Consider the following 26,395-nt stretch of genomic DNA (forward strand, 5'->3'; position numbering starts at 1 on the left):
CCACCGGTCACGCATGTCGGGGGCGAGGCATAGGGTGGCAGGCACCGTGAAGCCACTGACCGAAGCAGACATCCGTTCGTCGTTCGTGAACGCCACCCCGGACGAGCTCGAGCAGCTCCCCATCCCGGGGCTGCACGAGATGCTGTGGGACGAGCGCGAGTTCCTCGGCTGGCGCGACCCGCAGGCCGCCCGACGCGGCTACATCGTGTCGTGGATCGACGATCGCCCGGTCGGCATCGTCGTCCGCTCCGCCGGCGGTTCGCTCCGCCCGGGCATCGCCGCGATGTGCTCGTTCTGCCACTCCCCGCAGCCGGCGACGCAGGTCCGCCTGTTCTCCGCCGCCCGCGCCGGTGAGTCCGGCCGGAACGGCAACACCATCGGGTCCTACATCTGCGAGGACCTCGGCTGCTCGATGCTCATCCGGACGGCGCCGCCGCACCTCAACCCGCCCGCGACGATCGCGATGCGCGGCGAGGCCCTGCTCGGGCGCGTGCGGAACTTCACCGAGGACGTGGCGAAGACCGCGTGAGCCGGTTCGCCACCGCGCGGTGGGCCGTCGTCGAGGAACAGGGCGACGGGCGCTGGCGCCTCAGCATCCGCGACGAGGCGGACGACGAGCTCGGCGCGCTCGGCCTCGGGGTCGAGGGGCCGTGGGACCCGGACGTCGAGCCGCACGTGGCGTTCGTCCTGGTGCAGCTCGGACTGACGCTCCGCGGTGCGCGGCCGTGGCACGAGGACGAACTCGGCGACCAGCGCGCACCGGTGCTACCGCTCGGGTGAGCGACCGTGTGTCCTCGGGCACACCACGTCGCGGCCGAGCGCTGCCGTCGGCCCGGCATTCCTAGGGTCGGTGCCGTGACCACCGTACGACCGGCCGCACTCGCCGTCCTCCTCGCCCTGCTGACGACGATCCTGCTCGGCGGGTGCACCAGGGGGTTCCTCGAGACCCCGCCGCCGAAGGGGTCCGAGGACGCCCTCGGCGCGCTGCTCGACGACCTCCGGACGCTGCCCGACGTGGCCGGGGCCGAAGGCGACGTGCGCCAGGTCGACGAGAAGGACCACCCGACCGACTGGCTCGCCGACGTCACCGTGCAGGCGCGGTCGAGCGACCTCGGTGTGGCGGCTGCGGTGCGGAGCGCGGCGTCTGCTCGAGGGGCCCACCCCGTGCCAGGGACGACACTCATCGTCGACCTCTCGGTGCCGGCCGGCGACGACCGGGCGGCGGGGGTCGTCGACCCGCTCGACGCGGGACTGGTCGACGTGGCGGACCGCCTGCGGACCGAGTCGTTCGTCCGCGCTGTCCGTGCTGATCGGTACGCGACGCGGGTGACCGCGGTGGACCTGCCGTCCTGGACCGACACCGTGCGCCGGGTCCGCGCGGATGCCGGTGGACGCTCCGTGACCGTGGAGTCGGGCGACTCCTCCGTCGAGGTCGACGCGCTGCAGCCCGGACAGGCCGTGCTCGGCGTGCTCGACCGGGTCGGTGCCCGGGACGTCCGCTCCGAGGCCGGGACGCGCTACGACCGCAGCGTGGACGGCGGACCGGCACGGCCTTCGCTGCGCGCGACCGTACCGGACCCGGCCGCCACCGCCGCGGTGCTCGCCACGACACCCGACGAGGCCGCCGAGGCCGGGACCGCCCCGCGCACCGCGTTCTCGCTGACGGGCCCGGGCGGTGCCGAGGCCACGACCGAGGGACTGCTCGGACTCCCCCTCGGGTCCGCGGAGCCGCAGGACCTCGAGGCGCCGGCCCTGCCGTGGGCACCGGCGGACGTCACCGCCGAGACCGAGGCCGTGCGGTCCTTCGCGGCGCAGTCCGTGGAGCGCACCGGTGTCGCCGCCGAGGTGACGACGACGATCGAACCGTGCGCGGTGGGCCGGGAGGCACTCGGGAACGAGCAGGGGACGCGGGCCGTCGCGTCCGCCGTCGTCCCGGTCTTCACCCGCTACCGGGACGCGCAGGTGCCGTTCGACCGGGTCACGGCGACCTGGACGGCCGCGGGACTGACGATGAGCGGCCGGGCGTCGGGACTCGACCTGTGGACCGCCGACGACCCGACACCCCACGGCGTCGCGAGCGCGGACATCCGCGGCACGACCGAGGGCATCAGCCTGCACGTCCGGTCCGTCTGCGCTCGCTGACGCCACCCTGGAGCGGGCTCGGTGCTGCGGCGGGGCACAGCTCAGGGCTCGGTGGCCGCGATGAAGTTGCGGAGGATCTCGCGGTCGTCGTCGACGCGGACGGCCCAGACCAGCTCGCTGCGGTGCGGGTCGTCCTGCAGCGGGAGCAGGACGACGGTGTCGGGTGCCGCGAGGGTCGCGCTCTCCGGGGCGATCGTCACACCGAGCCCCGCTCCGACCAGGTGGAGCACGGTGGCCCACGTCGTGGCCTCCTGCACGACCTCGGGTCGCCGTCCGTCGACGACCACGGGCGCGAGGTTGCGTTCGGTCGCGACCGCACCGGCGATCGCCGGGAAGAACACGAACGGATCGTCGACCAGTTCGGCGCCGCGGATCGACACCCGCTCCGCGAGCCGGTGCCCGTGCGGGACCGCCGCGACGAAGGGCTCGGAGCGGAACGGCAGGAACCGCACGGCGGGGTCCGGGTCGGGGTCGCGCAGGACCGCCAGGTCGAGCTCGCCGCGGACGATGCGGGCGAGCAGCGTCGACGAGTAGCCCTCGGTGAGTTCGACGCGGACGAGCGGGTACCGCTGCCGGAAGGCCTGCACGCGCTCGATCGGACCGAGGGGCAACGCCGAGACGACGAACCCGACGTCCAGCCGTCCGGCTTCACCGCGTCCGACCCGCACGATCTCGTCCAGGTCGCGCGCTGCCTGGTCGAGCAGCGAGCGCGCACGGCCCTGCAGCACCCGACCGGCGGCGGTGAGCGCGACGCTGCGCGAGGTGCGGACGAACAGGTCCACCCCGAGGTCACGCTCGGTCCGTCGGATCTGCTGCGAGAGCGCGGGCTGGGCGATGCGCAGCCGTTCGGCAGCCCGCCCGAAGTGCAGCTCGTCGGCGACGGCGAGGAACGCCCGGAGCTGCCGCAGGTCGACGTCCATGCACGCAGCTTATCGATGCGCGGGAACGAGTATTGGACGCGATCAGATCGCTGGTCGAGGATGGGACCGTGCCCGAGACGCCCACGCTGACCATCGCCGAGTTCGAGACCGCCGCCGACGCCACGGCGTTCCGCACCCTCAACGAGGCGTGGATCGAGCAGTACTTCACGCTCGAGGACGAGGACCGCGCGATCCTCGGCGATCCGATCGGCCGCATCATCGAGCCCGGCGGTGCGGTGTTCGTCGCGCGGCTCGACCACGAGGTCATCGGCTGCATCGGGATCATGCCCGTGGGCGAGCGCGTGTTCGAACTCGTCAAGATGGCGGTCTCGCCGGTGCACCAGGGGCACGGCACCGGGCGGAAGCTCATCGCCGCAGCACTCGACCGCGCCCGGTCCCTCGGCGCGCAGCGGGTCGCGCTCGAGAGCAACAGCGCCCTGGCGAGCGCGGTGCACCTGTACGAGGCGTTCGGCTTCCGGCACCTCGGACACGACGAGATCGTGCCGAGCCCGTACGCCCGCGCGGACGTCCACATGGTGCTCGACCTGGTCTGACCCCGAGCCGGTAGCGTCGCGATCGTGCACATCCGACCGCGCCGCGACGACGACCTGGAGCACCTGGTCCGGGTGCTCCGGCGCACGCACGACGAGGACGGCTACCCGGCGCACTGGCCCGACGATCCGGTCGCGTGGCTGACCCCGCCCGGGCACCGCTCGGCGTGGACCGCGTGGTCGTCGGGCAGCGTGGTCGGTCACGTCGGACTGGCCGCTCCCGCCGCGGCCGCGGCACCGCTGGTCACCCGACTCGTCGTCCACCCGGACCACCGTGGGCAGGGCGTCGCCGACGCCCTGCTGGCGGCTGCCGAGGCCTCCGCGGCGTCACCGGTCCTGCGGCTCGACGTGACCGAGGAGACCCCCGGTGCGTGGCGGCTCTACGAACGCCGCGGCTGGCGGCTGACCCACCGGTCTCCCGCGGACTGGGCGAAGCCGGACGGGACCGTCCCGACCATGCGGTGGTACGAGAAGCGACTGCCGTGAGCCGGTACGCTCGCCGCATGGCGACGTACGAGGTGCAGGCCGTCCGTGAGCGCGGCGTGTGGCAGGTGTTCATCGAGGGGACCCCGATCACCGAGGTGCTCCGCTGGTCCTCCGTCGGTCCGGTCGCACGGGAGTTCCTCGCGATGGACCGCGACGACGACCTGCGCATCCGCGTCGTCGGCCGCAACCAGTACGTCGACGAGCTGTCCGACTGACGCCGTCGCGGCGCTCCTCCGCGAGCGTCCTCCCGCGGTGAGGCTCGAGCTGCGCGACGTCCCTCGCGCGCCCGGGCCCGGGACGGGTCGCTGGGCGCGAGACTCGTCCGAGCGCGACCGACCGCTCAGGCGACGTGCCAGACCAGCCCCTCCTGCGCGCTCGACGGGTAGGCCGCCGCGATGCGCTGCACGGCCTCGCGCAGGGTCTCCGGCGAGCACGCCAGGTTGAGCCGCGCGAACCCCCGCCCCTGGGCGCCGAACCCGAGCCCGGAGTTCAGCGCCACGTACGCGTGCTCACGGAGCGGCACCGCCGGGTCGTCGCCGAGGCCGATCCCCCGGAAGTCGAGCCATGCCAGGTAGCCGGCCCGCGGCCGCGTGTAGACGACCCCGGGCAGGTGCTCGGCGAGCAGGGCGCCGAGCAGCCGCTCGTTCGCGACGATGCGGGCGACGACGTCGTCGAGCCAGTCCGTCGCGAGGGTGAACGCGGCGAGGTTCGCGTGCAGCCCGAGGATGCTCGTGCGGCAGGCGACCTCCTCCCACAGCGTGTCGAGGAGCGCCGCGGTCCGGTCGTCCCCCGCGACCATGACGGAGCACTTCACGCCGGCGAGGTTCCAGCCCTTGCTCGCGCTCGTCACGCAGACGCTGCGGGCGCCGTGCTGCTCGGCGATCATCGCGAACGGGGTGAAGCGGACGCCCGGGTGCGTGAGCGGCGCGTGGATCTCGTCGCTGACGACGAGCACGTCGTACCGTGCCGCCAGCTCGGCGAGCGCCTCGAGGTCGGCCCGGTCGTGCACGAGCCCCATCGGGTTGTGCGGGTTGCAGAGCAGGAACACCCGGACGCCGTCGGCGAAGGCGCGCTCGAGCCCGGCGAGGTCGAGCCGGTAGACGCCCCACTGCTCGGTCAGCGGGACCTCCTCGACCTGACATCGTGCTTCCTCGACGAGCTCGAAGAACGGCGGGTACACCGGCGGGGTGATCGCGACGCGTCCGCCGTCGGGCAGCGCGAGCCGGAGCGACTCGACGATCCCGACGCTGACGTCCGTCGCCAGGTGCACACGCTCCGGGTCGACCGCCCAGCCCCACCGGTCGCGCGCGAACTGCGCGAACGCCGGCGCGAGCGGCCCGGGGCCGTCCAGGTACCCGAGGTCGGACTGCTGCACCCGCTCGACCAGTGCCTGCCGGATCGCCGGCGCCACGTCGTGGTCCATCTCGGCGACGAACAGGGGCAGCACGTCGGGCGCGTAGCGCGTCCACTTGATGCTCGTGCGGACCCCGCGGAGCGTGCCGACCGGGTCCTGTTCGTCGTCAGCCATGCGTCCCAGCATGCATCGACCGGGAGGCCCGGTGCGAGTCCGGCCGTCATCCCGCGTCGTCCAGCGGTCACCTCCCGTGCGTGCCGAGGCCGGCCCACGTAGGTTCGGCACCATGAGCACGAGCACCGCCGACAAGGCGACCACCCTCAAGCAGCTGCACGAAGCCCCCGAGATCCTGCGCGTCGTGAACGTGTGGGACGCGATCAGCGCGAAGGTCGTGAGCGACCTGCCGGAGACGAAGGCGATCGCGACCGCCGGGCACTCGATCGCCGCGAGCCACGGCTACGACGACGGCGGGATGCCGCTCGACGTGGCCCTCGCGGGCGCCGCGACCGTCGCCGCCGCGACGGACCTGCCCGTCACGGCGGACCTCGACGACGGGTACGCGGACCCGGCCGAGACGATCCGTCGCGCGATCGCCGCCGGGATCGTCGGCGCGAACGTCGAGGACCGCCTCCGTCCCTTCGACGAGGCCGTCGCCCGCGTCGCCGCGATCACCGCCGCAGCCGAGGCCGAGGGCGTCGCCTTCCAGCTCAACGCCCGCACCGACGCGATCGCCCGGGGCGGCGACCGCCCGATCGACGAGAGCATCGAGGACGCCATCGCCCGCGGGAAGGCGTTCCTCGACAACGGCGCCGCACTCGTCTTCGTGCCGGGTGCGATCCAGCGCGACGTGGTCGAACGACTCGTCGACGGGCTCGGTCGCGGCAAGCTCTCGGTGATCGGACTGCCGGGCGCCCTGCCGGCTGCCGAGTACGAGGCCCTCGGCGTCGCCCGCATCTCCTACGGTCCGCTGACGCAGCGCGTCGCGCTGCGCGCGCTCCGCGACCTGGCGACCGACCTGTACGGCGACGGCGTCGTGCCGGAGGACACCCCCGCTCTGAACTGACGGCCCACCGGACGGAAGGCGCGGTGCACGCTCGCACCGCGCCTCCCGTCCGTCTTGCTGGACGTTCCGGACGAAGCGACGTATAGTGTCTCATTGGTGCACTGCAGCGAACCCATCTGACTCGCGCACACCAGCACGTCTCGTACCGACCCGCCGGGTCGCATTCCACCGAGACCACCGCTCGATCCGAACGGACGAGCAGCACGTCGAGACACGACGTGCGCACCCGCAGCCGATGCGTCGTGCCGGACCACGGAGTCCGCCGACCAGAGCACGGCCGGGTGCCGAACGACCAGGAAGTACCGCACCACCATGACCAGCAACGACCGCATCACCATCTCCGGGACCGCACTCGCGGCCCCCACCGTCTCCCCCGACCGCATCGCCGAGTTCCCGGTCCGCGACGACCGCTCGCAGCGCGAGTACCTCGTCCGCATCGCGGCCGACGACCTGCGCCTGTTCGTCACGCGTGACGCACGCGTGGACATCGACGGCGAGGCCGGCTGGACCGTACCCGGCCGCTCCTGGCGGGGCGAGTCGAGCCGGACCATCCTGCTCGCGCGCCGCGTCGGCAAGGGCGAGCTCGCCCTGGCCGCCTAGGTCGGACCCGCCGGAACCGCTCACACGGTTCCCGGTCCACACACGACGAACGCCGCCGGCTCAGCGCCGGCGGCGTTCGTCGTCTGTGCCTTCGGGGTGTCAGGCCGGCCCGTACGACGACGGCCCCTCGGCTCCGCGGAAGCGCGTGCCACCGTCCGCGTTCACCGGGAGCGCCGGACCCGCACGCCGTGCCGCGTCGCGCAGGCGACGGATGAACGCCGGGTCCTCGGGCTCGAGCTCGTCGTCCGGGGCGACCGTCACGCAGAGCTCGCTCGCCGGGCCGACGAGCAGGATCGACGTCGACACCGAGCCGTCGTCACCGACGCTCGGCACCGTGATCGTGTCGGTGCGCGAGTTCGCTCCGAGGACGGCCGCGTAGTCGGCGACCGCGTCCGCGATCAGGTCCCCGGTGAGGATCTGGCTCGCGTCGTAGTTGATGTACTTCACGTCTCCTCCTCATCTCTCCCTCGACGGTAGGTACCGCGAGTGCGAGGAGGTCTGGAGTGTGCGTTCCGTGGCCAGTCCACTCCTCGGGGCGTGCGCCGGTCAGACCTCAGGCGGGTCCGTCCGGAGGCGCTTGGCCTCCGGCTCGTCGGAGTGCGACGACGCGGCGTCCGTGAACCGTCCGCCGCCCACCACCGCGATGCGGCGCCCGAGCTCGTTGACCAGGTCCTCGTCCTCGGGCTCCAGCTCGTCGTCCGGCGCCGCCTCGACCATGATCTGGGAAGCCGGGCCGAGCAGGACCTCCGCCGTGGTGCCGTAGCCCTCGGCGTCCGCGGTCGGGATCTCGACGATGTCCGTCGTGCCGTTCTCGCCGAGCGCAGCGGCGTAGGCGAGCACCGCCTCGGCGATCGCGTCGCCGGTCATCACTCGGTTCTCTCCGTAGACCACGTACTTCATCGGTCCAGTCAACGCTGCATCCTCGAAGGGCACTCAGCTCGGACGCGCCCCGGGGGACGCGCTGCTCCTCCGCCACGCCGGGACTGCGCGGCTGCGGAGATCGGCTCTTCCCAGTTCTGGGGACTGGTCAGGGCAGCACACACCCGGTGGACTGGACCCATGCGATCGTTCCACCCCCTCGACACGTCAGCGCTGCTCCGGGTCGAGATCGTCGACGCGATGATCCGTGTGCTCCGCGCGAACGCCCTGCACGAGGTGTCGTACGAGCACGTGGCCACCGAGGCGTCGCAGCCGCTCGACGTCGTCACCGAGGTGTTCCCGACCTGGGACGGACTCCTGCTCGCCACCATCGACCAGTGGAACGACCAGCGGACCACCGCGCTGCTGCCGATCGCCGAGCGCAGCGGCACGATCGTGTTCCTCCGCGCCATCGTCCGGGCGAACGTCGCCGACCCGTCGCTCATGCGCTTCCTGACCTCGACGCTCAACATCGCCGCGACGCCGCACCACCCGCTCGCACCGATGCTCCACCTGCGCTGGCGTCGCTTCCACGGGTTCGTGCTGGCGGCCCTGCAGCGGGACGTCGAGCTCGGCCGGGAGCCGCGCACCATGGAGCCGGCTCGTGGCGCCGAGCAGCTCCTCGCGACGTACGAGGGGCTGCAGCTGCAGTCGATGGTGCGGCCGGAGATGGACCTGCTCGAGTCGTTCGACCGCGCGGTCACCCGACTCCGCGAGGGCTGGTCGCGGGAGTACGTGCCGCCGGTGTGGGACCTCGAGACGGCCTGACCGGACTTCCGAGCGCGGCGGCCGACAGCCGTCGGCCGCAGCGTACCGGTCAGTTGTTGAAGCGGAACTCCACCACGTCGCCGTCCTGCATGACGTAGTCCTTGCCCTCGATGCGGGCCTTGCCGTGCGCACGGGCCTCCGCGATCGAGCCCGCCGCCATGAGGTCCTCGAACGAGATGACCTCGGCCTTGATGAAGCCCTTCTCGAAGTCGGTGTGGATCACGCCGGCAGCCTGGGGAGCCTTCCACCCCTTGCCGATCGTCCACGCCCGGGCTTCCTTCGGCCCGGCGGTCAGGTAGGTCTGCAGCCCGAGGGTGTCGAACCCGATGCGGGCGAGCTGGTCGAGGCCGGACTCGGTCTGCCCGGTCGACTCGAGCAGTTCGGCGGCGTCCTCGGGGTCGAGCTCGATGAGCTCCGACTCGACCTGGGCATCGAGGAACACGGCTTGCGCCGGTGCCACGAGCGCGGCCAGCTCGGCCTTGCGGGACTCGTCGGTCAGGATCGCCTCGTCGACGTTGAAGACGAAGATGAACGGCTTGGCCGACAGGAGGCCGAGCTCGGCGATCGGCGCGAGGTCGATCGAGGTCGCGGAGAGCAGCGTGCCCTGCTCGAGCGCCGCCCTCGCCTCGTTCGCGGTCTCGAGCACGATCGGCTCGGCCTGCTTGAGCTTCACGGTCTTCTCGTACCGGGGCAGCGCCTTCTCGATGGTCTCGAGGTCCGCGAGGATGAGCTCGGTGTTGATGACCTCGAGGTCGTCCTTCGGCGAGACCTTGTTCGCCACGTGCACGACGTCGTCGTCGGTGAAGCCACGGACGACCTGCGCGATGGCGTCGGCCTCGCGGATGTTCGCGAGGAACTTGTTGCCGAGGCCCTCGCCCTCGCTCGCACCCTTCACGATGCCGGCGATGTCGACGAACGACACGGGCGCGGGCACGGTCTTCTCGGAGCTGAAGAGCGTCGCGAGCTGGTCGAGCCGCGGGTCGGGCAGGTTCACCACGCCGACGTTCGGCTCGATCGTCGCGAACGGGTAGTTCGCGGCGAGGACCTGGTTCTTGGTCAGGGCGTTGAACAGGGTCGACTTGCCGACGTTCGGGAGACCGACGATTCCGATGGTGAGAGCCACGGGAGCACAGCCTACCGGCGGCGGCCCGCCGGAGCCGACCCGGTCCTCCAGGCCGCTGCCGTCAGGACGGCCAGATGCCGGACAGGAAGCTCACGAACGTGAGCAGCAGGCCGTGCGCGATCCCGAGCACGATGCCGGCGACCAGCACCGCGGTCACGAGCAGGGTGGTCCCGAGACCGATCCCACGCCGCACGGTGTGCGGCCGCGCGTCCACGCGGTGTGCGCCCGCCAACAGCTCGTCCAGGTCCCTCGGCTCCCCCATGCGCCGACTGTACGTCGCGGCGGGTCAGGACACCAGCGCTCTGAGGCGCTCGTCGACCAGGGCGAGCACCTCGGTCTGGAGGCGCTGGGAACCGCGCCAGTCACCGCGCACCTCGAGCGCGTGGTCCGCACCGTCCACCGTGTGCAGTCCGGCGAGTGTCGTCCCGACCGCGGAGGGCAGCCAGATCGGGTCGGCGGAGCCGCCGACGGCGAGCGAACCGGTGCCCGCCGCGGCGAGCGCGGCGACGACGGCCGGATCGGTGAGGACCGGCGTGAGCCAGACCCCGTCGACGTCGTGGCGGACCGCCCAGGGCAGGGCGGAGCAGCCGAACGACTTCGCGACGACGAGGTCCGGGCGGCGGCCGTCGAGTGCGCCTGCCACCTGGCGCTCGACGAAGGCCACCGGGTCGTCCTTCGCTGCGGCGTCGACCGTCCACGCCGGCGCGACGACCTCGACGCCGTGCTGCGCGGCGATCGCGCGCGTCCACCAGAGCAGGGGCGCCTGCTGCCCGTACCCGGCACCGGGCAGGACGAGGACGAGCGGGGTCGTGGTGGCGGGGGCGGTCACGCCTCGGACGCTACCGCGCCGGGCCGCAACGCCGAGGCCGCGCGCGGGTGATGTCGGAACCCCGTGCGACCATCGAGGGCGTGCCGTTGAACTTCACCGCGATCGACTTCGAGACCGCGAACAGCTCCCCCGCGAGCGCCTGCTCCGTCGGACTCGTCAAGGTCCGCGGCGGCCGCGTGGTCGAGCGGGCCTCCTGGTTCATCCAGCCACCGCAGGGCCACGACGCGTTCCTCGAGTGGAACACCCGCATCCACGGCATCGTCGCGACGGACGTGGTCGGGGCGAAGGGGTGGGCCGAGCAGTACCGGGACATCGTGGCGTTCGCCGAGGGGGACGTCCTCGTCGCGCACAACGCCCGGTTCGACATGGGTGTGATCGCCGGCGGCTGCTCGGCGACCGGCACGGAACTGGCGGAGCACCACTCACTGTGCTCGCTCCAGGTGGCGCGCAAGACCTACACGCTCGACTCCTACCGGCTCCCGATGGCGGCCCGCGCGGCCGGGTACGAGGGCTTCCAGCACCACGACGCCGCTGCCGACGCCGAGGCCTGCGCCGCGATCGTCGTGCACGCCGCGGGGCAGCACGGATGCGACACGGTCGAGGCGCTCGGTGCGGCCACCCGGGTGCACATCGCGCCGGTGCGACCGCGGACGGAGCAGCCCCGCGCGGCAGCCCAGCCGCGGCTGTCGAACCGTCCGATGATCTTCGCCGACTGACGATCCCGGGGGGCCGGGCCGCGCGGAGTCCGGTGCTATTGTCACGACATAGCCGTGGGGTGCCGTCGCCGGTGCCCTCCCCACCCGGAGGACCGCGATGACCAACGAGGGCCAGCTGCCGTCCGACTTCTCCACGGACCTGGACCGCTCCGGGCCGGTGCCGCTGTACTTCCAGGTCGCATCGCGGCTCGAGGAGGCGATCCGCTCCGGCGCGATGCCGCCCGGCGCACGGCTCGAGAACGAGATCGCCCTCGGCGAGCGACTCGGGCTCTCGCGCCCGACGATCCGCCGAGCCATCCAGGACCTGGTCGACAAGGGGCTGCTCGTCCGTCGTCGAGGGATCGGCACGCAGGTCGTGCACGGCCCCGTGACGCGCAAGGTGGAGCTGACGAGCCTGTACGACGACCTCGCGCAGGGCTCGCAGGCACCGGCGACCACGCTGCTCGAGCGCACGGACCTGCCGGCGAGCGACGTCGTCGCCGAGGCCCTCGGCACCGCCCCGGGCACGCCGGTCGTCCACATCCGCCGCGTCCGCTTCGCCGAGGACGTCCCGATGGCGATCCTCGAGAACTTCCTGCCGCCCGAGTTCACGGCGATCACCGACGAGGACCTGCGGACGCACGGGCTGTACCAGCTGCTCCGCGGCCGGGGTGTCACGATGCGGGTCGCGAAGCAACGGATCGGGGCACGGGCGGCCACCGACGACGAGGCCTCGCTGCTCGAGATCGAGGACGGTGACCCGGTCCTGACGATGAGCCGCACGGCGTACGACGCGTCGGGCCGGGCGGTGGAGTACGGGGTGCACTGCTACCGCCCGGACCGCTACTCGTTCGAGGTCACCCTCGTCGACAAGTAGGCCGGCGGACCCGCTGCCTCAGCCGGCGGAGGGGACGCCGAGCTCGCCGGTCACGTACTGGGCGCGGCCGAACCCGAACGACCAGTCCTGCGGCCCGTTCTCGACGTAGCCGATGAAGACGTCCTCGCTCGCGACGCCGACCTCGGCGAGCCGGTCGTGCACGGCGCGGTAGAGACCCTGCTTCGCCTCGTCGCTCCGACCGCCCTGGGTGAAGACCTGGACCATGACGACGCCCTCGGTCCGCTCGAAGCCGAGACCGGCGTCCTGCGCGATGATCTGCTGCGCCGGGTGCTCGGTGATCACCTGGAACCGGTCGCGCTCGGGGATGCCGTACTCGGCGACGATGGCGGTGTGGATCGCGTCGGCGACGGCACGCACCTGCTCCGGGGTGCGACCGGTGACGAGATCGATGCGGACGAGCGGCATGGTGCCTCCTGTGGGTGGGGGGGGTGGCGGTGCGCCGTCGCGGACGGGAGGCGCGGTGCCAGCATGCACCGCGCCTCCCGTCCGGTACACGGCCCGTCTCCAGCACCGGTGCCGGCACCTCCGTCGCCGGGCGCCCGCCGCCGGGCGCCGCCGTCAGGCGTCCTTCGTCAGGGTGCGTCCTCAGGCGTCAGGCGTCGTCTCGTAGAACGCGGGCTTCGCGGTGGCGTAGGTCACGTGCTCGAGGGCGCCGGTCTGCTGCGCCCGTACGGCGACCTCGGCGACGACCGACGCCGTGTAGCCGTCCCAGGCGCTCGGCCCGTCGATGCCCCCGGTGCGGGCAGCGTCCACCCAGCGCTGGACCTCCTCGTCGTACGCGGCGCCGAAGCGCTCGACGAAGGACGGGGTGACGCCCTGGCCCGAGACACCGGCCGACACGACGTTCATCGTCGTCTCGCGCCCGATGTACGCGACGCCGGACTCGAACACGGCGTCGGTCGTCACCTGGTACCCGAACTGCGCGTTGACGTTGATCTCGACGATCGCCATGGTGCCCGACGCGGTGGTGAACAGCACGAACTGCGGCTCCGGCAGGTCGACCGGTCCGAGCGAGTTCCTGCGGGGCTTCTTCACCTCGACCGCGACGATCGGCTCGCCCGTGAGGAACGGGATGATGTCGATCTCGTGGATGACCGAGTCGTGGATGAGCATCGACTCGCTGAAGTTCGGCGGCGTCGTCGGGTTGCGGTGCGCGTGGTGCAGGGCGAGCAGCGCGCCGTTCGTGCCGGACTCGCGGAGTGCCCGGAGCTCCTGGTACCCCTTGTCGAAGCGACGCATGAAGCCGACCTGGATCCGTGGGCGGTCGGACCTCGCCTGCTCGAGCTCGACGATGCGCAGGGAGTCCTCCGCGCTCGTGGTGAGGGGTTTCTCGCACAGGACGGCGAGACCACGCTCGATCGCCGGAACGAGGACGGGCTCGTGCAGGAACCCGGGCGTCGCGACGAGCACGGCATCGATCGGCGTCGCGTCGAGGGCGTCCTCGAACGACGCTGCGGTGAGCGCCCCCGGTGCCCGCTCGGCGGTGGCGGTGGCCCGGGCGGTGTCCGGGTCGACGACGGCGACGACGTCTGCGCCGGCGATCGTGGACGTGATGCGACGGACGTGGTCGCTGCCCATCGCGCCGGCTCCGACGACGGCGACGCGGAGGTTCTCGGTGGTGCTCACGGGGTTCTCCTGGGGGGTCAGCGGACGCGCGCCGAGGCGGTCGAGCCGAGGATGTGCTGGACGGTGCGCTCGGCGATCGGGCCGGGGGCGTCGACCGAGCACCCGTACATGTCCTGCTCGACGATGCCGAAGACGTCCGGGTCGATCCGGGCGACGGCCTCGATGACCGGGGCGAGCTCGGGGGTGCCGTGCGGCGGCTCGGTCATGATGCCCTGCGCCACGGCCGTCGCGAAGGGCACGTCGTTCTTGAGCACGTCGAACAGCAGCTCGGTGTCGACCTGCTTGAGGTGGAGGTAGCCGATGCGCTCCGGGTGTTCGGCGATCATGCGGAGGTTGTCGCCGCCGTAGTAGGCGAAGTGCCCGGTGTCCAGGCACAGGTTCGTGTACCGCGGGTCGGTCTCCTCGAGGAAGCGCACGGTCTCGCGGTACGTGCCGACGTGGCTGTCGGCGTGCGTGTGGAACTGCTGGCGGACGCCGAACTCCTCGAGCAGCGCCTTGCCCAGCTGGTCGTGTCCCCTGCCGAGGCGCTCCCACTGCTCGTCGGTCAGGGTCCGCGACTCGAGCACCGCACCGGTCGCGTCCGAGCGCCAGAGGTCCGGGATCGTCACGAGGTGCCGGGCACCGAGCGCCGACGCGAGCCCGGCGACCGCGACCGCCTGGTCCCACGCCCGCTGGAACTGGTCGTCACCCTTGTGGAACCCGGTGAAGACCGTGCCGGCGGACAGCCGGAGGCCGCGGGACTCGAGCTCGTCGGACAGCTGCGCCGGATCGGTGGGCAGGTACCCGTACGGACCGAGCTCGATCCACGTGTAGCCGGCTGCTGCGGCCTCGTCGAGGAAGCGCTGCCACGGCACCTGGCCCGGGTCGTCCGGGAACCAGACGCCCCAGGAGTCGGGGGCGGTACCGATGCGGATCGCAGCGGGGGCGGCCGCTGCGTCGGTGGCAGCGGTGTCGGCGGTGTCGGTCATGACGTCGTCGTCCTTCGTGGGATGGGTTCGTTCAGCCGAGCAGGGGGCGCTGCGACGCGACCTGCTGCTCGTACTCGGCGCGGGCCTGCCGGGTGCTCGGCAGGGTCGAGGTCTCGGCGACGGGGACGTCCCACCAGCCGTCACCCTCGGGGGCGGGCGCGAGCGGGTCGGCGTGCACGTGCACCAGCGTGGTGTGGTCGTTCGCCTTGGCCTGCCGCACGGCCGCGGTCAGGTCGGCGATCACGTCCGGGCCGGGGCGGACCTCGATCACGTCGACGCCGTAGGAGCGCGCGTTCGCGGCGAGGTCGACGGGCAGCACCTCGTCGTTCTCGAACGACCCGGTGTCGTCCCGGTAGCGGTACTCCGTGCCGTAGCGCTCGGAACCGACGGTCTCGGACAGGCGGCCGATCGACGCGTAGCCGTCGTTCTGCACGAGCACGACGACGATCTTGATGCCCTCGGCGACCGCCGTCACCAGCTCGGTGTGCAGCATCAGGTACGAACCGTCGCCGACGAGGACGATCGCGTCGCGGTCAGGGGCGCCGCGTCGCACACCGATGCCGCCGGCGATCTCGTAGCCCATGCACGAGAAGGCGTACTCGACGTGGTACCCGAGCGGGTCGCGGACCCGCCAGAGCTTGTGCAGGTCGCCGGGCAGCGAGCCGGCCGCCTGGACCACGACGTCGCGCGGGTCCGTCGCCGCCCGGACCGCGCCGATGATCTCCGACTGGCCCGGGATCGCGCGTCCGGACGGCACGGACGCGGCGTCGACGACGGCGTCCCACTCCTGCTTCCGCGACGCGACCTCGGCGGCGTACCCGGCGGAGACGGCGTACGACGGGGCGTCCGACGAACCTGCCGTGAGCATCTCGGTCAGCGCGACCAGCGCCTCCCGGGCGTCCGCGACCAGCGGCAGCTGCGAGCCGTGCTTGTGGGCGTCGAACGCGGCGACGTTCACATTGACGAAGGTCACGTCGGGGTCCTGGAACGCCGTCCGGGACGCCGTGGTGAAGTCGCTGTACCGCGTGCCGATGCCGATCACGACGTCGGCCCGTGCGGCGATCGCGTTCGCCGCAGCCGTCCCCGTCGCCCCGATGCCGCCGAGGTACTGCGGGTGGTCCCAGACGAGCGAGCCGCCGCCCGCCTGCGAGGTGCCGACGGGGATGCCCGTCGTCTCGACGAAGGCCGCGAGTTCGTCCTCGGCACCCGAGTAGAGCACGCCACCACCGGCCACGACCACGGGACGCTCGGCGCTCCGGATCGCCTCGACCGCACGGGCCAGCGGTCCGCGTTCCGGCAGCGGACGCCGGACGTGCCACTCGCGCGGTTGCAGGAACGTCACCGGCACGTCGAGCGCTTCGGCCTGGACGTCCTCGGGCAGGGCGATCGTCACGGCGCCGGTCTCGGCCGGGTCGGTGAGCACCCGCATCGCGGCGAGCGCGATCGGGAACAGCTGCTCGGGCCGTTCGACGCGGTCGAAGAACCGCGACAGCGGCCGGAACGCGTCCGTCACCTGCAGCGACGGGTCGTGGGGCATCTCGATCTGCTGCAGCACCGGATCGGTCCTGCGGGTGGCGAAGGTGTCCGACGGCAGCAGGAGCGCGGGCAGCCGGTTCGTCGTCGCGAGCGCGGCGCCGGTGAGCATGTTCGCCGCGCCGGGGCCGACCGAGGCCGTCGACGCGAAGGTCGCCCGGCGGCGGTGCATCCGGGCGAACCCGACGGCCTGGTGCACCATCGCCTGCTCGTTGCGGGCCTGGTGGTACGGCAGCAGGCCGGGCTGGTCGACGTGGAGCTGCTTGATCGCCTGCCCGAGACCGGCGACGTTGCCGTGCCCGAAGATGCCGAAGATCCCCGGGATCGTGCGCTCGCGGTGATCACCGTCGACGGTCCACTGGTTCGCCAGGAACGCGACGAGCGCCTGACCGACGGTCATCCGACGGGTCTGCTCCGGGCCGGCGTGCTGGCTCATCGGGAGGGCTCCTTCTCGTAGGGCAGTCGCGGGTCGATCGGTTCCGAGGTCCACGTCTGCCGGACCCACCCGTGGGCGGGGTCGTCGGTGATGTTCCAGACGCGCTCCGGGTCCGGTCCGGCCATGACGTTGAGGTAGTACATGTCGTAGCCCGGTGCCGCGACGGCCGGTCCGTGCCAGCCGTACGGCACGAGGGCGATGTCCCCGGTCCGCACCTGGCGGAACTCGTCGATGGGCCGGTCGTCCGAGGCGTACGTGCGGTGCAGGGCGAAGGGGTCGGCCTGCTCGGGAGCCTGCACACCACGGGCCACGGCGGCTTCGTAGTAGTAGATCTCCTCGAGGTCCGACTCCTCGCCCGGGCGGTTCGTGTCGTGCTTGTGCGGCGGGTACGACGACCAGTTGCCGGCCGGCGTGATCACCTCGCAGACGATGAACCGCACCGCGTCGAGGGCGGCCGGGGTCCCGAAGTTGTGCACCTGCCGGCTCGACTGCCCCGTGCCGCGGAGTTCCACGGGGACGTCGACGCGGGCGATGTACGTGCTCGGCCGGACCGTCGCCGTGGGCGCCTCGGCCACGGCGACACGACCGGAGCCGGTGATCGTCGCGGCGGTGCCGGACCCCAGGTAGAGGACGTCGGTCGGCCCCTCGAAGACGCCGGTGCGTCCCTCGAGCGCCTGCTCGGTGTCGTCGTACGCCACGGTGAAGCTGCCGGCGAGCGGGACGACGAGGCGCTCGACCGCGTCGGCCGGGAGGCGCAGCTCGCCCCCGTCCTGCAGGGCGCCGGTCCGCAGACCGGTGTGCGTCCACCCCTCGACGCGGCCGTCGACCACGTCGGTCCAGCCCGCCTCGGGGCGGGAGCCCGCCGGGATGAACCAGCGGTCGCGCTGCTGCTGTTCGTTCGCCATGCTGCGCGTCAGCCGTTCGACGGGAAGCCGAGGTCGACACCGCCGTGCACTGCCGGGTCGAGCCAGCGGGAGGTGATCGCCTTCTGCCTGGTGAAGAAGGCCACCCCGTCGGCGCCGTACGCCTTGTGGTCGCCGAACAGCGAGTTCTTCCAGCCGCCGAACGAGTAGTAGGCCACCGGCACCGGGATCGGCACGTTGATGCCGATCATGCCGACCTGCACGTCGCGCTGGAATCGTCGAGCGGCTCCGCCGTCGTTCGTGAAGATCGCGGTGCCGTTGCCGAAGGCGCCGGAGTTGATCAGCTCGAGCCCCTCGTCGTAGGACTGCACCCGAACGACCGAGAGCACCGGACCGAAGATCTCCTCGGTGTAGACGCGACTCGACGTCGGCACCCGGTCGATCAGCGTCGGGCCGAGCCAGAAGCCGTTCTCGTCGCCGTCGGGTCGCACGGTGCGGCCGTCCACCACGACCTCGGCTCCGTCCTGCTCGGCGACCTCGATGTACGAAGCGACCCTGTCGCGGTGCTGCTCGGTGACGAGCGGGCCCATGTCGCAGCCCCGACGTCCGTCGCCGACGCGCAGCGTCGCCGCGCGCTCGCTGATCTTCGCGATCAGCTCGTCGGCGACCGGCTCGACCGCCACCACCACCGAGATCGCCATGCAGCGCTCACCGGCCGAGCCGAAGCCCGCGTTGACCGCGTTGTCCGCGACGAGGTCGAGGTCCGCGTCCGGCAGCACCAGCATGTGGTTCTTCGCCCCGCCGAGCGCCTGGACGCGCTTGCCGTGCTTCGTGCCCGTCTCGGACACGTACCGGGCGATCGGCGTGGACCCGACGAACGAGATCGACTCGACGTCGGGGCTGGTGAGGAGCCCGTCGACCGCTGCCTTGTCGCCGTTGAGCACCGTGAACACGCCGTCGGGCAGACCGGCCTCCCGGAACTTCCGCGCGAGCCACATCGCGGCGGACGGGTCCTTCTCGCTGGGCTTGAGCACGACGGTGTTGCCGGCGGCGATCGCGATCGGCAGGAACCAGAGCGGCACCATCGCCGGGAAGTTGAAGGGCGAGATGATGCCCACGACGCCGAGCGGTTGACGGATCGAGTACACGTCGATGCCGGTCGACACCTGGTCCGAGAACTCGCCCTTCATCAGCGACGGGATGTTCGTCGCCAGCTCGACCACCTCCTGCCCGCGGGCGATCTCCCCCAGGGCGTCGTCGATGACCTTGCCGTGCTCGCTCGTGATGATCTCGGCGAGCTCGGCCTTGTCCCGGTTGAGGACCTCACGGAACGCGAACATGATCTGCTGGCGCTTCGCGAGCGACAGGTCCGACCACGCCGGGAACGCCGCCTTGGCACTCGCGATCGCCCGCTGGACCTCGGCCTCGTCGGCCAGGGCGACCCGCTTCGTCACGACGCCGAGCGCCGGGTCGTGGACCGGGGCGGTCCGACCGGAGGCCGAGGCGACGTGCTCGCCGTCGATCCAGTGCCCGACCGTCGTGCTGCCGGCGCTGGTCTCGGTGCTGGTGGTCATGCGGTGCTTCCTTCCGGGACGGACGGGTCCAGGGCGGCGGACGGGGCAGGCGAGTCGGCGCGACGGCGAGCCGGTGTGGAGCGATCGCCCCGTGCCTCCCGGCTGTGGACGAGGGCGGCGGCGACGTCGACGGCGGCGGCGACGTCGCCGTCCTGCGGGTAGAGCAGGGTGCGACCGACGACGAGCCCGCGGACGCCCGGCAGGGCGAGCGCGTCGTCCCAGGCGGCGTACGTCTCGTCCGGACTGCCCGACGGGTCGCCGCCGAGCAGCAGCGTCGGCAGGGTGGTCGCAGCCATCACGCGTGCCATGTCGTCGACGACCGGGACCTTGAGCCAGCTGTAGGCGCTCGACTCGCCCAGGCCGGCGGCGATCGCCATCGACGTGATGACGGCGTCGGCGCTCAGGTCGTTGACGACCCTGCCGTCCCGCCACGAGGACATGAACGGCTCGAGCATGATCGGAAGCTGCAGGGCCGCGGCCTCGGTCACCGCCCGCGCCGTCGCCTCGAGCGTCGAGGCGGTGCCGGGATCGTCGAGCGCGATCCGGACGAGCAGCTTCGCGACGTCGAGCCCGGCGTCCGTGATCGCCTGCGCCGAGTACGCGGTGTAGCGGTCGTCGAGCTCGAACGATGCTCCGCGCAGGCCGCCGCGGTTCATCGAGCCGACGACGACCTTGCCGTCGAGCGCCCCGAGGAGCGCCAGGTCCTCGAGGACGTCCGGCGTGCCGAGGACCCCGTCGACGCCCGGGCGGCCGAGGGCCACGACGAGCCGTTCGAGCAGGTCGTACCGGTCGGCCATCGCCGAGGCGTCGTCGCGGACCGCGAGCGCACCGCGCGCGGGGTGGTCCGCGGCGACGATGAGGAGCCTGCCGTCCTCGGCGAGCAGCGGACGGCGGATCCGGGTCCGCAGGACCTCCGCGACGTGTTCCGGTGACCCGGCGCGCAGGTCGCGCAACCGGGCGAAGTCGGCCGGGCTGACCTCAGGCACCGACGCCCTCCTCCGCGGTCGCCGGCGCGGGGTTCGTGCGCAGGAAGCCCTCGACCTCGTCGCTCGTCGGCATCGCGGTCGAGCACTCGAACCGGGTGGCGACGATCGCCCCGGCCGCGTTCGCGAAGGCGAGGGTGCGGTCGAGGCTCCAGCCCTGCAGCAGCCCGTGCACGAGTGCTCCGCCGAACCCGTCGCCGGACCCGAGGCCGTTGACGACGTCGACGGCGTGCGGTCGGTACGCGACGGTCTCGTCGCGGGTCTTCGCCAGCACGCCCCTCGGGCCCTGCTTCACGATCGCGAGCTCGACGCCGCGCTCGAGCAGGGCGTCGGCGGCGCGCAGGGGGTCGGTCTCCCCCACGGCGATCTCGCACTCCTCACGGTTGCCGACGGCGACGGTGGCGTGGTCGAGAGCGACGGCGACCTCGCGCGTCGCGGCCGCCGGCTCGGGCCAGAACACCGCTCGGTAGTCGAGGTCGAGCACGGTGTGCCGCCCGGTGGCGCCCGGCGCCCGCAGTGCCGCGCTCCGTGCCGCGGCGGCCGCGTCGTGCGCGCTGCGGCTCGGCTCCTCGCTGAGTCCCGTCACGGTTGTCCAGAACACCCGCGTCCGTTCGATCGCGTGCAGCGGCAGGGACTCCGACGTGATCATCAGGTCCGGCGCCTTCGGCGCGCGGTAGAAGTAGAGCGGGAAGTCGTCCGGCGGGAAGATCTCACAGAACGCCACGGGCGTGTTGAGGCCCTCGACCGGCTCGACGAAGTCGTTCGCGACGCCGAACTCGGGCAGGGTGCGGGCGATGTAGCGGCCGAAGGGGTCGTTGCCGGTGCGGGTGATCACCGCTGCGTCCGCGCCGTGCCGGGCGGCGGCGACGGCGACGTTGGTCGCGCTCCCACCGACGGACTTCGAGAAGGTGGTGACGTCCTCGAGCGGTCCGGTCTGCTGTGGGTAGACGTCGACACTGACGCGTCCCATCGTGATCACGTCGTGGACGTGCGGGGCTTCGTCGGTCATGCGACGCGGGACCTTCCGGGCGGCTTCATCGGCGGACGAGCACGACTGTACACGGACTTTGCGCTGATGTCAGTACATGGACCGGGCTGCTGTCGGGCGCCTCTCCGGCCCGGAGGCGCGTGTCGGTGGGACCTGCCAGGGTCACGACATGCAGATCCTCGCCCTGGTCATCGGCCTCGTCCTCGGTACGGCCGTCGGTGCCGTCGTCGCGTGGTCGCTCGCCCGCTCGCGCGCCGGGGTGGACGCGGCAGCCGCACGGGCGACGGCCGACGTGCTGCGTGCGCAGCTCGACTCGGTGCGCGCCGACGCCGAGGAGCGCCTCGACGCCCAGGACGCCCAGTACCGCCGGCAGGTCGACTCCCTCGAACGCCGTGCCGCCGAGCTCGAGCACCTCGTGCAGCGCATGCACGGCGCCGACGCGGCGCGGAACCAGGGCGAGTCGAAGGTGCTGTCGGCGCTGAGCCCGGTCGCGCAGACGCTCGACGTCATGCGCGCGAAGATCGCCGAACTCGAGCAGTCCCGCAGCGAGCAGTACGGTGCCCTCTCCGCGCAGCTGCGATCCGCCGCCGAGTCCGAGGAACGGCTCCGCGCGACGGCGGACACCCTCGCGAGCGCCCTGTCCTCGAACAGCACCCGCGGCGTGTGGGGCGAGACACAGCTCCGGAACGTCGTCGAGGCCGCGGGGCTCCTCGAACGCGTGGACTTCGACGTGCAGTCCTCCGTCACGACGACCGCGGGGACCGCCCGACCCGACATGGTCGTGCACCTGCCCGGCGGCAAGACGATCGCCGTCGACGCGAAGGTGCCGTTCAGCGCCTACCTGCAGGCGGCCGAGATCCCGGCGAGCGCGACGGGTGCCGAGGGTGCCCGGCGCGAGCAGCTCATCGCGCAGCACGTCAAGGCGCTCCGGGCGCACGTCGACGCCCTCGCCGCCCGCGAGTACTGGACGGGCTACGACGCGTCGCCCGAGTTGACGATCGCGTTCATCCCGTCCGAGTCGCTGGTCTCGAGCGCGCTGGCCGCCGACCCCGGACTGCTCGACCACGCCTTCCGCAAGCGCATCGCACTGGCGTCACCCGTCACGCTGTGGTCGGTGCTGAAGACGGTGGCGTTCTCGTGGCAGCAGGACGTCGTCACCGCCGAGGCACGCGAGCTCTTCCGGGTGTCCCGCGAGCTGTACGGCCGCCTGGCCACCATGGGCGGGCACGTCGACAAGCTCGGCCGGGCGATCCGGGGGTCCGTCGTCGACTACAACCGCTTCGTGGGGTCGCTCGAGCGCCAGGTGCTGCCGAGCGCCCGGCGGCTGTCGCTGCTCGACGAGTCGAAGGTGCTCGCCGACCCGGCGACGATCGACGACGAGCCGCGGCTGCTCACCGCGCCGGAGCTCGTCGGCGCCCTCGACGAGGACTGACCGCGCGGCGCCACGGCACGAGGCGCCACGGCGCGAGGTGCTCCGGCACGACGAGAAGCACCCCGAACCACGTGATCGCGTGGTTCGGGGTGCTTCTCGTCGTGCGAGCGGTCAGGCGTCCCGACGGCCGTCAGCGGCCGGGACGGATCAGAACCACTTCTCGGCGCGGTGGTCGGCCTGGATGCGGCGGATCGTGTTCGAGCGCGAGCGGAGCACGAGCGAGTCGGTGTGGATGACACCGCGCGACCGGCGGACGCCGTCCACGAGGACACCGTCGGTGACGCCCGTCGCGACGAAGAACGTGTTGTCGCCCGTCACGAGGTCGTCCTGGTCGAGGACCTTGTCCAGGTCGTGCCCGGCGTCGAGTGCCTTCTGGCGCTCCTCGTCGTCCTTGGGCTGGAGCTTGCCGAGGATCACGCCGCCGAGCGCCTTGATCGCGCACGCGGTGATGATGCCCTCGGGCGTACCGCCGACACCGACGCACATGTCGATCTTCGAACCGGGCAGTGCCGCCGAGATGCCACCGGCGACGTCGCCGTCGAGCAGCAGGCGCGTGCCGGCGCCCGTTGCGCGGATCGCGCGGATGAGCTCGTCGTGGCGCGGACGGTCGAGGACGGCGATCTGCATGTCCTCGATGTCCTTGTGCTTCGCCTTCGCGAGCGCGCGGATGTTCTCGCCGATCGGCTTCTCGAGGTCGAGGACGCCACGACCCTCGGGGCCCGCGGCGATCTTGTCCATGTAGAACACCGCCGACGGGTCGTACATCGAGCCGCGGTCGGAGACGGCCATCACGGAGATGGCGTTCTGCCGGCCGGCGGCGGTGAGCGAGGTGCCGTCGATCGGGTCGACCGCGATGTCGCAGGCCGGGCCGTGGCCGTTGCCGACGTGCTCGCCGTTGAAGAGCATCGGGGCGTCGTCCTTCTCGCCCTCGCCGATGACGACCACGCCGTCGAAGTTCACCGTGCCGAGGAACTTCCGCATCGCGTCGACGGCTGCGCCGTCCGCGAGGTTCTTCTCGCCCCGGCCGACCCACGGCTGCGCACGGATCGCGGCGGCCTCCGTCGCACGCACGAGCTCGAGCGCCAGGTTGCGGTCGGGCTGGAGGAACAGGGAGCCGGTCTCAGTCGTGGGAGTCACGACCAGAGCCTACCGACCGGGCTCCGGGGCGGCCGCACGGGTGCACGGACGTGCACGCTGTAACCCGTTGAGGAGCCCTGACTAGGCTCGGCGGGGAACCACCAGTCGAAGGAGATCGCAGTGCCCATCGCAACGCCGGAACAGTACGCCGAGATGCTCGAACGAGCGAAGGCCGGCAAGTTCGCCTACCCCGCGGTGAACGTGTCCTCCTCCCAGACGATCAACGCGGTCCTCCAGGGCCTGCAGGAGGCCGGCTCGGACGGCATCCTCCAGGTCACGACCGGTGGCGCCGACTACTTCGCCGGGCACACCGTGAAGAACCGCGCCGCCGGCGCCCTCGCGATGGCCCGCTTCGCCCACGAGGTCGCGAAGAACTACGACGTCACGGTCGCGCTGCACACGGACCACTGCCCGAAGGACGCCCTCGACGGCTTCGTCATGCCCCTCATCGCCGCGAGCGAGGAGGAGGTCCGCCAGGGCCGCAACCCGATCTTCCAGTCGCACATGTGGGACGGGTCGGCCGTGCCGCTCGACGAGAACATCGAGATCGCGCGCACGATGATCGAGAAGACGCGCAACATCAACGCGATCCTCGAGGTCGAGATCGGCGTCGTCGGCGGAGAAGAGGACGGCGTCCAGCACGAGGGCACCAACGACGCGCTCTACACGACCCCGAACGACGTCGAGAAGGTCGTCGACGCGCTCGGGCTCGGCGACCGGGGTCGCTGGATCGCCGCGCTCACGTTCGGCAACGTGCACGGCGTCTACAAGCCGGGCAACGTCAAGCTGCGCCCGGAGCTCCTCGGCGAGATCCAGGCCTCGGTCGCGCAGAAGCACGGCACCGGTGAGAACCCGCTCGACCTCGTCTTCCACGGCGGCTCCGGCTCGACCGACGACGAGATCCACGAGGCCGTGCGCAACGGTGTCATCAAGATGAACATCGACACGGACACGCAGTACGCGTTCACGCGCTCGATCGCCGACTCGATGTTCCGGAACTACGAGGGCGTGCTGAAGATCGACGGCGAGGTCGGCAACAAGAAGCAGTACGACCCGCGTGCCTGGGGCAAGGTCGCCGAGACCGCCATGGCGGCCCGCGTCGTCGAGGCGGCGAAGGTCCTCGGCTCGGCCGGCAACAGCAAGGGCTGATCGGCACCACCAGCCGGGAGGAACGGGGCGCGTCCGCAAGGACGCGCCCCGTTCCGCGTCCGGTCACCGCCACCGCCCGTGCCACGATGGGCGGGTGACCTCCGACGCCATCGCCTCCTCGTTCGCCCAGTACGTCACCGAGTCCCCCACCGCGTTCCACGCGGCCGCGGTCGCGCGGGACCAGCTCGTCGCAGCGGGGTTCACCGAGCTGTCGGAACTCGACGCCTGGCCGACCGAGGCGGGCGCCTACGTCGTCGTCCGCGACGGCGCGGTCATCGCCTGGCGTCTGCCGGAGTCGGCGACGCCCACCACCCCCTTCCGGATCCTCGGTGCCCACACCGACTCCCCCGGCTTCCGCATCAAGCCGAACCCCGCCGTGCGCGTGGGCGGGTGGGAGCAGCTCAACGTCGAGGTCTACGGCGGCGCGCTCCTGTCGACCTGGTTCGACCGCGACCTCCGCATCGCCGGACGTGTGGTCGACGCCGACGGATCGGTGCGGCTCGTGTCGACCGACGCGGTCGCGCGGATCCCGAACCTCGCGATCCACCTCGACCGCGGGGTGAACGACGGCAAGGAGATCGACCGGCAGCGCCACACCCTGCCGGTCGTCGGCACGGACGGCACCACCGGTGGCACCGACGTGCTCGGGTGGCTGCGCGGCCGGCTCGGGGAGGACGCGGTCTCGTGGGACCTCTTCCTCGCGGACACGCAGCCCCCGGCGCGCATCGGCATCGATCGGGAGCTCCTCGCGTCCGGCCGCATGGACAACCTGACGAGCGTGCACGCCGGGCTCCGCGGGGTCGTCGACGCGCCGACCGACGGCGACCACATCCCGGTGTTCGCGGCGTTCGACCACGAGGAGATCGGTTCCTCGACCCCGTCCGGTGCCGGGGGCCCGTTCCTCGAGGACGTGCTCGGCCGCGTGCAGGAGGGGCTCGGTGCCACCCGCTCCGAGGCCGCCCGGGCGTTCCGGGCGTCCTGGCTCCTGTCGAGCGACGCCGGACACCTCGTCCACCCGAACCAGCCGGAGAAGCACGACCCGACGAACCGTCCGCGTCCGGGAGCGGGCCCGCTCCTGAAGATCAGCGCGAACCAGCGTTACATGACCGAGGCGAAGGGCGAGGCCGTGTGGGCGACCGCCTGCGACACCGCCGGCGTCTCCTGGCAGCCCTTCGTCAACGTGAACACCATCCCCGGTGGCTCGACCATCGGCCCGATCGCGGCGACGCGGCTCGGCATCCCGACGATCGACATCGGCGTCGGCCTGCTGTCGATGCACTCGGTCCGTGAGCTCGTGCACGTGGACGACCTCGCGGCACTGCACGGCGCCGTCGCCGCCTTCCTCGCCGGGTAGGCGGG

At 72.2% G+C, this 26,395-nt stretch carries 30 protein-coding genes; 14 read left to right on the forward strand and 16 right to left on the reverse strand.

Features of this window, described 5'->3' with window-relative positions:
• The first annotated feature begins 46 nt into the window (after positions 1–46).
• The 3 genes from PIJ49_RS11025 to PIJ49_RS11035 all read left to right on the forward strand — a co-directional run bounded on the left by PIJ49_RS11025 (position 47) and on the right by PIJ49_RS11035 (position 2,142).
• Positions 47–529: an FBP domain-containing protein gene (locus PIJ49_RS11025; protein ID WP_081985224.1), complete on the forward strand. Its 483-nt coding sequence runs from the start codon at positions 47–49 to the stop codon at positions 527–529.
• Positions 526–780, forward strand: coding sequence for a hypothetical protein (locus PIJ49_RS11030; RefSeq protein WP_209683676.1), 255 nt, complete (start codon positions 526–528; stop codon positions 778–780). The genes PIJ49_RS11025 and PIJ49_RS11030 overlap by 4 nt, the downstream gene beginning before the upstream one ends.
• 75 nt (positions 781–855) lie before the next feature.
• The gene (locus PIJ49_RS11035; RefSeq protein WP_271826609.1) at positions 856–2,142 is read left to right on the forward strand and encodes a hypothetical protein; all 1,287 of its coding nucleotides are present in this window, start codon (positions 856–858) and stop codon (positions 2,140–2,142) included.
• A gap of 41 nt (positions 2,143–2,183) precedes the next feature.
• Here the strand turns inward: PIJ49_RS11035 and PIJ49_RS11040 are convergent, their stop codons facing one another.
• Positions 2,184–3,062: a LysR substrate-binding domain-containing protein gene (locus tag PIJ49_RS11040; RefSeq protein WP_271826610.1), complete on the reverse strand. Its 879-nt coding sequence runs from the start codon at positions 3,060–3,062 to the stop codon at positions 2,184–2,186.
• Between the two features lie 68 nt (positions 3,063–3,130).
• Here PIJ49_RS11040 and PIJ49_RS11045 point away from each other — a divergent pair, with 68 nt between their 5' ends.
• Genes PIJ49_RS11045 through PIJ49_RS11055 form a run of 3 tightly spaced genes read left to right on the forward strand, consistent with a single transcriptional unit; the run spans position 3,131 to position 4,314 of the window.
• Positions 3,131–3,616, forward strand: a complete 486-nt coding sequence (locus tag PIJ49_RS11045) for a GNAT family N-acetyltransferase (protein ID WP_066652748.1) — start codon at positions 3,131–3,133, stop codon at positions 3,614–3,616.
• Between the two features lie 24 nt (positions 3,617–3,640).
• Complete coding sequence (locus PIJ49_RS11050; RefSeq protein ID WP_271826611.1) at positions 3,641–4,099, forward strand: GNAT family N-acetyltransferase; 459 nt, start codon at positions 3,641–3,643, stop codon at positions 4,097–4,099.
• A gap of 17 nt (positions 4,100–4,116) precedes the next feature.
• Positions 4,117–4,314 (forward strand): hypothetical protein, encoded by a 198-nt coding sequence (locus tag PIJ49_RS11055; RefSeq protein ID WP_209683687.1) that lies wholly within the window; start codon positions 4,117–4,119, stop codon positions 4,312–4,314.
• Positions 4,315–4,439: 125 nt separating this feature from the next.
• On the opposite strand, the gene PIJ49_RS11060 is transcribed toward PIJ49_RS11055, so the two are convergent.
• Entirely contained in the window at positions 4,440–5,627 is a 1,188-nt protein-coding gene (locus PIJ49_RS11060; RefSeq protein ID WP_271826612.1) for a MalY/PatB family protein, read from the reverse strand.
• 112 nt (positions 5,628–5,739) lie between these two features.
• On the opposite strand from PIJ49_RS11060, the gene PIJ49_RS11065 reads away from it, so the two are divergent.
• On the forward strand, positions 5,740–6,516 hold the full coding sequence (locus PIJ49_RS11065) for an isocitrate lyase/PEP mutase family protein (protein WP_066652738.1): 777 nt from the start codon (positions 5,740–5,742) through the stop codon (positions 6,514–6,516).
• Between the two features lie 312 nt (positions 6,517–6,828).
• The gene (locus PIJ49_RS11070) at positions 6,829–7,116 is read left to right on the forward strand and encodes a hypothetical protein (RefSeq protein WP_066652736.1); all 288 of its coding nucleotides are present in this window, start codon (positions 6,829–6,831) and stop codon (positions 7,114–7,116) included.
• 99 nt (positions 7,117–7,215) lie between these two features.
• On the opposite strand, the gene PIJ49_RS11075 is transcribed toward PIJ49_RS11070, so the two are convergent.
• Both PIJ49_RS11075 and PIJ49_RS11080 read right to left on the reverse strand, forming a co-directional pair.
• A complete protein-coding gene (locus PIJ49_RS11075; protein ID WP_066652733.1) occupies positions 7,216–7,563 on the reverse strand; it encodes a hypothetical protein in 348 nt (115 codons plus the stop codon).
• A gap of 99 nt (positions 7,564–7,662) precedes the next feature.
• Complete coding sequence (locus PIJ49_RS11080; protein ID WP_144411241.1) at positions 7,663–8,028, reverse strand: hypothetical protein; 366 nt, start codon at positions 8,026–8,028, stop codon at positions 7,663–7,665.
• A 147-nt stretch (positions 8,029–8,175) separates the two neighbouring features.
• Here PIJ49_RS11080 and PIJ49_RS11085 point away from each other — a divergent pair, with 147 nt between their 5' ends.
• Positions 8,176–8,802, forward strand: coding sequence for a TetR/AcrR family transcriptional regulator (locus PIJ49_RS11085; protein WP_066652727.1), 627 nt, complete (start codon positions 8,176–8,178; stop codon positions 8,800–8,802).
• Positions 8,803–8,851: 49 nt separating this feature from the next.
• Here the strand turns inward: PIJ49_RS11085 and ychF are convergent, their stop codons facing one another.
• The 3 genes from ychF to PIJ49_RS11100 all read right to left on the reverse strand — a co-directional run bounded on the left by ychF (position 8,852) and on the right by PIJ49_RS11100 (position 10,754).
• Positions 8,852–9,925 carry a redox-regulated ATPase YchF gene (gene ychF, locus PIJ49_RS11090; RefSeq protein ID WP_066652725.1) on the reverse strand — a complete coding sequence of 358 codons (1,074 nt, stop codon included), beginning with the start codon at positions 9,923–9,925 and terminating at the stop codon, positions 8,852–8,854.
• Positions 9,926–9,986: 61 nt separating this feature from the next.
• The gene (locus PIJ49_RS11095; protein ID WP_066652723.1) at positions 9,987–10,187 is read right to left on the reverse strand and encodes a hypothetical protein; all 201 of its coding nucleotides are present in this window, start codon (positions 10,185–10,187) and stop codon (positions 9,987–9,989) included.
• Between the two features lie 24 nt (positions 10,188–10,211).
• Positions 10,212–10,754 (reverse strand): hypothetical protein, encoded by a 543-nt coding sequence (locus tag PIJ49_RS11100; RefSeq protein ID WP_271826613.1) that lies wholly within the window; start codon positions 10,752–10,754, stop codon positions 10,212–10,214.
• Between the two features lie 50 nt (positions 10,755–10,804).
• On the opposite strand from PIJ49_RS11100, the gene PIJ49_RS11105 reads away from it, so the two are divergent.
• Together PIJ49_RS11105 and PIJ49_RS11110 are read left to right on the forward strand one after the other, a co-directional pair.
• Positions 10,805–11,470 carry an exonuclease domain-containing protein gene (locus PIJ49_RS11105; RefSeq protein ID WP_271826622.1) on the forward strand — a complete coding sequence of 222 codons (666 nt, stop codon included), beginning with the start codon at positions 10,805–10,807 and terminating at the stop codon, positions 11,468–11,470.
• Positions 11,471–11,567: 97 nt separating this feature from the next.
• Positions 11,568–12,326, forward strand: coding sequence for a GntR family transcriptional regulator (locus tag PIJ49_RS11110; protein ID WP_209683699.1), 759 nt, complete (start codon positions 11,568–11,570; stop codon positions 12,324–12,326).
• Between the two features lie 18 nt (positions 12,327–12,344).
• Here PIJ49_RS11110 and PIJ49_RS11115 read toward each other — a convergent pair whose 3' ends face one another.
• The 8 genes from PIJ49_RS11115 to iolC form a co-directional block, all read right to left on the reverse strand.
• Positions 12,345–12,752: a tautomerase family protein gene (locus PIJ49_RS11115; RefSeq protein WP_066652713.1), complete on the reverse strand. Its 408-nt coding sequence runs from the start codon at positions 12,750–12,752 to the stop codon at positions 12,345–12,347.
• Between the two features lie 180 nt (positions 12,753–12,932).
• Positions 12,933–13,973 carry a Gfo/Idh/MocA family protein gene (locus PIJ49_RS11120; protein ID WP_209683703.1) on the reverse strand — a complete coding sequence of 347 codons (1,041 nt, stop codon included), beginning with the start codon at positions 13,971–13,973 and terminating at the stop codon, positions 12,933–12,935.
• 17 nt (positions 13,974–13,990) lie between these two features.
• Complete coding sequence (locus PIJ49_RS11125) at positions 13,991–14,941, reverse strand: sugar phosphate isomerase/epimerase family protein (RefSeq protein ID WP_271826614.1); 951 nt, start codon at positions 14,939–14,941, stop codon at positions 13,991–13,993.
• 31 nt (positions 14,942–14,972) lie between these two features.
• Positions 14,973–16,910, reverse strand: coding sequence for a 3D-(3,5/4)-trihydroxycyclohexane-1,2-dione acylhydrolase (decyclizing) (gene iolD / locus PIJ49_RS11130; protein ID WP_271826615.1), 1,938 nt, complete (start codon positions 16,908–16,910; stop codon positions 14,973–14,975).
• Positions 16,907–17,815: a 5-deoxy-glucuronate isomerase gene (iolB, locus tag PIJ49_RS11135; RefSeq protein ID WP_066652709.1), complete on the reverse strand. Its 909-nt coding sequence runs from the start codon at positions 17,813–17,815 to the stop codon at positions 16,907–16,909. The genes iolD and iolB overlap by 4 nt, the downstream gene beginning before the upstream one ends.
• Before the next feature lie 8 nt (positions 17,816–17,823).
• The gene (locus PIJ49_RS11140) at positions 17,824–19,347 is read right to left on the reverse strand and encodes a CoA-acylating methylmalonate-semialdehyde dehydrogenase (protein WP_066652707.1); all 1,524 of its coding nucleotides are present in this window, start codon (positions 19,345–19,347) and stop codon (positions 17,824–17,826) included.
• Positions 19,344–20,333 carry a class I fructose-bisphosphate aldolase gene (locus tag PIJ49_RS11145; protein ID WP_066652698.1) on the reverse strand — a complete coding sequence of 330 codons (990 nt, stop codon included), beginning with the start codon at positions 20,331–20,333 and terminating at the stop codon, positions 19,344–19,346. The genes PIJ49_RS11140 and PIJ49_RS11145 overlap by 4 nt, the downstream gene beginning before the upstream one ends.
• Entirely contained in the window at positions 20,326–21,339 is a 1,014-nt protein-coding gene (gene iolC, locus PIJ49_RS11150) for a 5-dehydro-2-deoxygluconokinase (protein WP_066652693.1), read from the reverse strand. The genes PIJ49_RS11145 and iolC overlap by 8 nt, the downstream gene beginning before the upstream one ends.
• 148 nt (positions 21,340–21,487) lie before the next feature.
• Here iolC and PIJ49_RS11155 point away from each other — a divergent pair, with 148 nt between their 5' ends.
• The gene (locus PIJ49_RS11155; protein WP_066657838.1) at positions 21,488–22,750 is read left to right on the forward strand and encodes a DNA recombination protein RmuC; all 1,263 of its coding nucleotides are present in this window, start codon (positions 21,488–21,490) and stop codon (positions 22,748–22,750) included.
• A 147-nt stretch (positions 22,751–22,897) separates the two neighbouring features.
• Here PIJ49_RS11155 and glpX read toward each other — a convergent pair whose 3' ends face one another.
• Positions 22,898–23,887, reverse strand: coding sequence for a class II fructose-bisphosphatase (glpX, locus tag PIJ49_RS11160; protein WP_081984693.1), 990 nt, complete (start codon positions 23,885–23,887; stop codon positions 22,898–22,900).
• A 120-nt stretch (positions 23,888–24,007) separates the two neighbouring features.
• On the opposite strand from glpX, the gene fbaA reads away from it, so the two are divergent.
• Both fbaA and PIJ49_RS11170 read left to right on the forward strand, forming a co-directional pair.
• Positions 24,008–25,036 carry a class II fructose-bisphosphate aldolase gene (gene fbaA, locus PIJ49_RS11165; RefSeq protein WP_066652690.1) on the forward strand — a complete coding sequence of 343 codons (1,029 nt, stop codon included), beginning with the start codon at positions 24,008–24,010 and terminating at the stop codon, positions 25,034–25,036.
• Positions 25,037–25,130: 94 nt separating this feature from the next.
• Positions 25,131–26,390, forward strand: a complete 1,260-nt coding sequence (locus PIJ49_RS11170; RefSeq protein WP_271826616.1) for a M18 family aminopeptidase — start codon at positions 25,131–25,133, stop codon at positions 26,388–26,390.
• Positions 26,391–26,395: the final 5 nt, after the last annotated feature.

This window comes from Curtobacterium uvaldense, from assembly GCF_028307415.1.
In the GTDB taxonomy this organism is placed as follows: Bacteria; Actinomycetota; Actinomycetes; order Actinomycetales; family Microbacteriaceae; genus Curtobacterium.